This window comes from Variovorax sp. N23 (assembly GCF_025486315.1).
Lineage (GTDB): Bacteria > Pseudomonadota > Gammaproteobacteria > Burkholderiales > Burkholderiaceae_C > Variovorax.
On sequence record NZ_JAOOPY010000013.1, the window covers coordinates 161,686 to 167,834 of the forward strand.

Below are 6,149 nucleotides of genomic sequence, written 5' to 3' on the forward strand. Positions count from 1 at the left end.
TGGTGCGGGAGAAAGGTCAGGACTGGTGTTGTACCTGCCCGGTGCCCAGGAGTGTCTTGAGCGTGTTCGACGGAGTGTTGCCAGCGTTGGTATCGACCACGTTTTTCAGCCGGTCGTTGGCCAGTGTGCCACCCGGGTTGGAAGTGCCACCCGGCGTGTTGCCCGTGCTGATCAACTGGCCAGTGGGGGCTGGGGAGATTTGCCTGGCGGCGACGTTGTTGCTGGGAGAGGATTGCAGTCTGTTCAGCTGGTTGTTCAATTCGTTGACCGGCACCCTCTGGGGGGTGCTGGGGGGCTGGCCGGTGCCAAAACTGGTTCCAAAGCCTGCGCGGGTGACGGTCTGCGTGTTGCCGTTGTTGTCGGTCGTCGACATGCCTTGACCGAAAAGAAAGACGCCACTGGTCTTTTGACCGTCGGTCTCCACCATGGTGATCCCGCCCTGAATCTCCACCTTGCCCTGCGGCGTGCTCACCACCGTGGGCTGGTTCTTGCTGATCTGGCCGCCCACCACCCGCACCAGGCCCTTGGTCAGGCCCAGGCGGATCTGGCCCTGGCGCGTAGCCGGGTCGAACTGGAAGGTCTCCAGCACCAGTTCCGAATCCGGCCCCAGCGTTACGGCGGACTGGTCCAGGAACAGCAGGTGCAGCTGGCCGTTGGGGCCGGTGGCGAATTTTTGGCCCGGCACCACCTGGCTGCCCACCATCAGGGTCTGGGCGTTGCTGGTAACCGGGGCGCCGGCCGACACGGCCGTGACTACGCCGGCACGCGGCGCGGTGGTCTGGGGTGTCTGTGCCACAGCGGCGGGCACTGCGGCGCTGGACAGGGCGGCGGCCAGCCACCAGTCTTTGGAAATGGGAGGACTCATCGCGGGCTCCTGGAGCAGTCGGTTCGGTTCACGGGTTCGGGTCTTGCGGGGAACAACGGGCTCAGAGGCGGTATGACACGGCCAGCAGCAGCGCGGTGTTCTTCCAGCGGTGGTTGGGCAGGTTGGAGCGCGTGCGGGTGTGTTCCAGCTGCATCAGCAACGACCACTTGTCGGACAGAGGCACGGTGTTGCCTACACCCACGCGCCAGTCGGTATCCTGGCGCTTCTTCAGGGGGTCGACGGCTGGGTCTGGCGCACCGTATCCGCGGCTCTGTACGCTGCCCCAGAACCAAGTCGTCCAGGCGCCTGTCATCTGCGGCAGCGGGTTGGCATAGGTGGCGGAATACGTGACGCGAGCCTCGTAGGCGTCGTAGTCGTAGAAGGCGCGGTCGGTGCGGTGAGTGCGGGCGCGCAGTTCCCCACTGAGCACTCGGCCCGGGTCCAGTTCGCGGCTCAGGCGCGCACGCAGAAGGTTATCAGGTCCGCCCAGAGCATCGGCGTCGGGCACGTCGATGCGGTTGGCGTAGCTGAACTGGCGGTGTTCAATCCCGGCTTCTAGCAGCAGGCGTTCGCTGAAGCGGTTGTTTACGTCCAGCCCCAGGCCGCCGGCGGTGAGTAAGTTCTTGCCTTGCGCGCTCAGCGTTGCTGCGATCACATGGGGCCGCAGGGTCAAGCCGCTGGAGGCGTCCTGGACCGGTTTGAAGCGCACGCCGCTGGTCACTTCAGCCAGGGCCAAGTTGTATGGGGCGACCTGGTTGGGCTGCAGGCGGCTGCCGGAGGACGAGCTGAACTTGACCACCTGGGCCACCAGCGAACTCACCACGGTGGCTTGGTTCTGGGTTTCTAGGTCGTATTCGTGGTTTAGTTGCAAGGTCAGCTGCACATCGGTGTCTGACTTGGGGCGATACGCCGGGTCCACGGGCACCAGGGTGCCGGCAGCCAGCACCTGGCTCTCTGAGGTGCGCGACGCGGGATTGGTCTGCGCCCGCAAGCCCAGGATCATCTGGCCGTCGACTCGGGATATCTGGTTGCGTTTGCGGGTGTCGCGCAGCAGAGTTTCGGCTAGATGACGCTGTTCGCCCTGCAGCCGGGCATCTTCAAGCGCGGTGTTCAGCAGGGACTCTGCCATGCCGTAGGAGCCCAGGCGGTAATAGAGCACAGCCAGTTCCAGGCGCACGGTGGCCGGTGCGTTCGGGTCCAGCAACAGCCGTTCCAGCGCCGCCACCCCGCCTTCGTAGTTGCCCGCCTGCACGAGCAGTTGCGCATAGTTCATGCCGCGCCCCATGTCGCTTGGGGTCTCCAGCACCTGGCGGAAAGCGTCGTCAATCTGACGCTCTGTGGGCAGGTTGGGCGTCGTCTGCGCCATGGCGGCGGCGCTAGCGACTGTGCCCATCAAGGCCACGATCCAGTGCCTGGGGAGGGGAAGGCTAATGTCCTTCGAGGTCCTCAATTGGAGCTCCTTAGTTGATGGGATCTGAATGAGTTTACACAATGAATTTCATTTGGAAACATTTGGTCAAGTCGTTCGGCAGATTTGACACAGATGCCTGTGGCCCATCACCTCGATATTTAGCCAGCGAGGCGGTCAGAGCGCGTCAAGGTCTGTGCACAAATGAACGCTTCCCACCGAGAACAGCGCCTTTCCACAACCCGCTGCATCGCCGATCACGGGGTAGATGCCGGCTTCGAGCAGCCGCTGCATCCAGACCATGGCCGCACGGTCCTGTTCAAGTGGGTTGAGCGGCACGATTCGCACTGGCGTGCCCTCGGCCGCCACTTGAATCAGCACCTGCGTGATAGCTTGGTTGGTCGTGTGCAGCAGACGCAGGGAGGACACCATCGCCACACTGCTAACCGCAAGGCCGGTCAGCATCAGCAGCCAGCCTGCGATTGCCACTGGTGGTGACCCGGTGCGGGCATGCGGCACCTCGAGCGCAGGCCACACCAGTGGCAATACCGTCGCCAACCAGAACGGCGAGACCAGCCGAGCCCACCACGATGTGGGGAACAAAGCGGTGCCCAGCAGGAGGGCGCCAACCCAGAAAGGACCCAGCCAGCAGCGTTCTGCCCGCCAGGTCCAGGGGCTTCGGCAGACAAACGCGATGGCAACCAGCAGCGCTCCCAGCACCTGAAGACCGAACCCGGGGCCGAACCCGCCCACGCGAATGTCCATTAGCATCACGAATTCCGGCGCTGAAAACTGCCAGGGCCATTTGAGCTGGGCGAGTTCTGCCCCCACTGGGTTGCCGCTCGCACCCCACAGCAGATACGCCAGGCGGGTGCCGGGCCCAGCGTCGAACAGGTTTGCCGGTGCCAACACCACACTGGTGCTGGCACCCAACACCTGGCCGGTTTCCAAGGGCACCGTCACATAGGGCCTCCATCCCACCAGCACCACGGCCACCACCGTGGTGAGCAATATTGCTGCTGTCAGGCGCACGGGCAGAGCGCGACCCGTCAAAGCCTGCTGCACCAGCACAGCAAGTCCTACGACCCCGCCCCAGTACAGGCCCGTAATTTTGGTGTTGACCAGCAGCAAAATGGCGGCCAGCAGCGCTGCCAGACCCACTCGGCGGTAAGGGGTGGTCAGCAGGATGGCGCCCGACACCGCGATGACCGAAAGTGAATACACCACACCGTCGAGCTCGAACGACGTGAGCTGCAGCAACATCACTGGGTTGGCCTGCACCACCACGGCCGCCAGCGTGACAGCTAGTGTCCAACCGCCGCGCAGCGTGCGCAGCGCCACGGCCGCCAGGGGCATGCTGGCAAAGAACAGCATCCAGCCCGGCGCCTTGCCAGCTTCAAGGCCCGGAACCAGATGGATGAAAAAGCTCTGGAGTGTCCACAGACCATTAGGGTACACGGCAGAGAAATACATGCCGCTACTGGTGGTAAACGGGTTCAGTCCGCTGGAGATCTCCAGCGCGCTGTACAAGTGGATGGCCTGGCCGTCATAGGAAATGTCGCGCCAGAGTGACGCCATGCCCACGGCGAGCAGGCTGGCCAGCACCGCGCTTCCCAGCACCGCCAGCAGCGCCCCGGGGGAATGCCCCAGGCTCCAGCGTAAGAGTGAGGCAGCAGCTAGGGCGGCCACCACGGCGGCGCCCAATGGTGCATCTAGCCCGACCATGCGCAACACCGCCATTGCCACCAGGTGCATCGCGCACCAAGCGACCAGGCCTATGCCAAGACCCAGAAAAAAACGTTCCAGTATTGTTGTCCGTGAGGTCTCTGTCATTCGCAACTTTCGCTGGCTCGCAAAGCGCGTGCCTGTGGATTTCTGGTCTTCAGTGGTATGTGATTTTGCGCGGGCTTGGCGAGGGAATGCGGCAAGGGGGCACGCGCAGTCTGGCTTCGGCAGGCAGCCCGTGTACACGGCACAGATAGCGCCTGATGGCCGCGAACTACCTTCCCTACCCGACTCGAACAACGCCAACGCGATGCCGACCTCGAACGCGGGCGCAGCGATGACGACGACCAGAAGCCGCGCGGCAAGGACGGCAAGCCCAAGCCGGGAGGACGCTACAAGCGCCCCTTCGGCATCCCGGCGGACAAGACGCAAGGCAACTTCACCGACCCGGACAGCCGCATCATGCAACGCGCCGGCGGCGGGTTCGACCCTGCCTACAACGCTCAGACGGCCGTCGACGACACGGCGCACATCATCGTGGCTGACGGGTTGGTGAACCCATGAGCCTGTTCAAGAGCTTCTTTACTCGCCGCTGGTCAGGGACGCGCGGAATCCAACGCGCAAGAGTGGGCCATCAAGCTCAATGACAGCTGATGGAACCTTGCCAAACAAAAAAATTGACGGAGACTTGGGGTGCTCAGAGCAATCCTCCACCCTTGGAGGATTGCTCTGCTTCACCGGCGGAAAGCGGATCTCGCTACGTGCGCTCTTTATCAGTAGAAGAGGATCCTGCGTACCGAATGATCAGGCAGCCACATCGATGGGAAGGCGATCAAAGGTCGTGAGTTGAGCGCCTCGTGAGACAACAAATCGACCTACCCGCAAAGGGCAAGTGGATTTGTCGCTCAACGCTTCATCAAGGCTGTAGAGAAACACCAATAGTCACGTAGTCAGTTTCGCCATTCAAAGCAGGCGTGGTAGACCCCTGCTTGGTGCTGACAAGGAGATAGGCATATGTGGTCACCCCCGCGGCGGTGTACTTGTAGACCTTGCCTCGAATCACCGAACCATTCTTTGCGTCGACTAGACCATTGCTGGTTAGCGCTTGAGCAAAGTTGGTATCGGGCTCATCACTCTTTCCCGATGCCGTCTCAGTGAAGATGAATGCGCCGTCGGCACGGACCTCCGAGGTTCCATAGGAAGCACAATCTTCGTATTCAGTGAAAACCCTTCCGTAGAGTTCACTCGGATCCGCAACCTCCTGCAGTTCGGACGACACATAGACGTACTGGCTCGCCATTTTGGGGTTGAAACCGCCAGCGTTTGCCGTGCACAGTTGACCAATTCGATTGCCAAGAACGCTCCGGACGCCGTTGAACGGATTGTCCGAGGCGAGTGCAATGAGATTGCCGTCCGCGTCGACTGTGCCTTTTGCCGTGAGATTCCCGCGATTTGGATCAGGAATCGCGAGGCTGAATGAGTCATCGAGATTCTTGGAACTACCCATCACAAAGCCGGTGAGATTCGGCGTCGTGTAAGCGGTCATCTTGTATGCCTCTTTCGTCAAGGCCGTCCCGGACGAGGTCGCCCTCCCCGCATCCGATTGAGTGACGCCAGCCGTCGTCAGCGCGAGACCATATGGGCCAGCTAAGTTTCTCGGACTGCCGGGCGCGTTCGACGAAGTATTCCAGCGCGTCCAGAGGAGGAAAACGAGTGAACTCCCACGCCACATATTCAGAGGCGAGGCTGTTGACATCAGTGCGACCAAGCTCATCCTCCTCGTCGGAGAGCTGCTCCCATGCATCGCAGACCGGCCCCAGGGTCGTCGCGGCCTCGTTGCCGCAACAGCGCGCAGCGGCAAATAGATAAGCTCGCAGGTTCTCAAGACGCTGCGCATCAGTTGTCCAACATTGCCTGATGGCGCCAGCAAGCTTCGCGTGACCAAGATAGCCCGCAAGCCTCAACAATCCAGAGCGAGTGCGACGGTCGAGGGAATCGACCTTCAAAAATCCGTCTACCGCGGCAAGAAGCGCTTCGCCGTACGTCCGCTGGACGTCGGCAACCAATTCGTCCTTGAATCGCCCCGGCATTCGCGGAGGCTGTTTGGTTTAAGTCAGGCCGTCACCGAGATGGCCTGACTGGCGAGTTGCC

General features: G+C 62.1%; 5 protein-coding genes and 1 pseudogene. 2 read left to right on the forward strand and 4 right to left on the reverse strand.

The window, feature by feature from the left end; translation table 11 throughout:
• Positions 1-16 precede the first annotated feature (16 nt).
• The 3 genes from N8A90_RS19105 to N8A90_RS19115 form a co-directional block, all read right to left on the reverse strand.
• Positions 17-865 carry a FecR family protein gene (locus N8A90_RS19105; protein WP_262076591.1) on the reverse strand — a complete coding sequence of 283 codons (849 nt, stop codon included), beginning with the start codon at positions 863-865 and terminating at the stop codon, positions 17-19.
• A 61-nt stretch (positions 866-926) separates the two neighbouring features.
• Positions 927-2,231 (reverse strand): tetratricopeptide repeat protein, encoded by a 1,305-nt coding sequence (locus tag N8A90_RS19110; RefSeq protein ID WP_262076592.1) that lies wholly within the window; start codon positions 2,229-2,231, stop codon positions 927-929.
• Between the two features lie 219 nt (positions 2,232-2,450).
• Positions 2,451-4,106 carry a hypothetical protein gene (locus tag N8A90_RS19115; RefSeq protein WP_262076594.1) on the reverse strand — a complete coding sequence of 552 codons (1,656 nt, stop codon included), beginning with the start codon at positions 4,104-4,106 and terminating at the stop codon, positions 2,451-2,453.
• Positions 4,107-4,286: 180 nt separating this feature from the next.
• Between N8A90_RS19115 and N8A90_RS19120 the strand changes: the two are divergent.
• A pseudogene (locus N8A90_RS19120) lies at positions 4,287-4,556 on the forward strand (IS5/IS1182 family transposase); the annotation flags it as partial.
• 358 nt (positions 4,557-4,914) lie between these two features.
• Here the strand turns inward: N8A90_RS19120 and N8A90_RS19125 are convergent.
• Positions 4,915-5,544, reverse strand: coding sequence for a hypothetical protein (locus N8A90_RS19125; protein WP_262076595.1), 630 nt, complete (start codon positions 5,542-5,544; stop codon positions 4,915-4,917).
• Positions 5,545-5,935: 391 nt separating this feature from the next.
• Between N8A90_RS19125 and N8A90_RS19130 the strand changes: the two genes are divergently transcribed.
• On the forward strand, positions 5,936-6,136 hold the full coding sequence (locus tag N8A90_RS19130) for a hypothetical protein (RefSeq protein WP_262076596.1): 201 nt from the start codon (positions 5,936-5,938) through the stop codon (positions 6,134-6,136).
• The last annotated feature ends 13 nt before the right edge of the window (positions 6,137-6,149 follow it).

Coding starts and splice junctions, on each gene's coding strand:
- N8A90_RS19125 (WP_262076595.1), bottom strand. CDS start 5,544: ATGACCGCTTACACGACGCCGAATCTCACCGGCTTTGTGATGGGTAGT.
- N8A90_RS19110 (WP_262076592.1), bottom strand. CDS start 2,231: ATGGCGCAGACGACGCCCAACCTGCCCACAGAGCGTCAGATTGACGAC.
- N8A90_RS19105 (WP_262076591.1), bottom strand. CDS start 865: ATGAGTCCTCCCATTTCCAAAGACTGGTGGCTGGCCGCCGCCCTGTCC.
- N8A90_RS19115 (WP_262076594.1), bottom strand. CDS start 4,106: ATGACAGAGACCTCACGGACAACAATACTGGAACGTTTTTTTCTGGGT.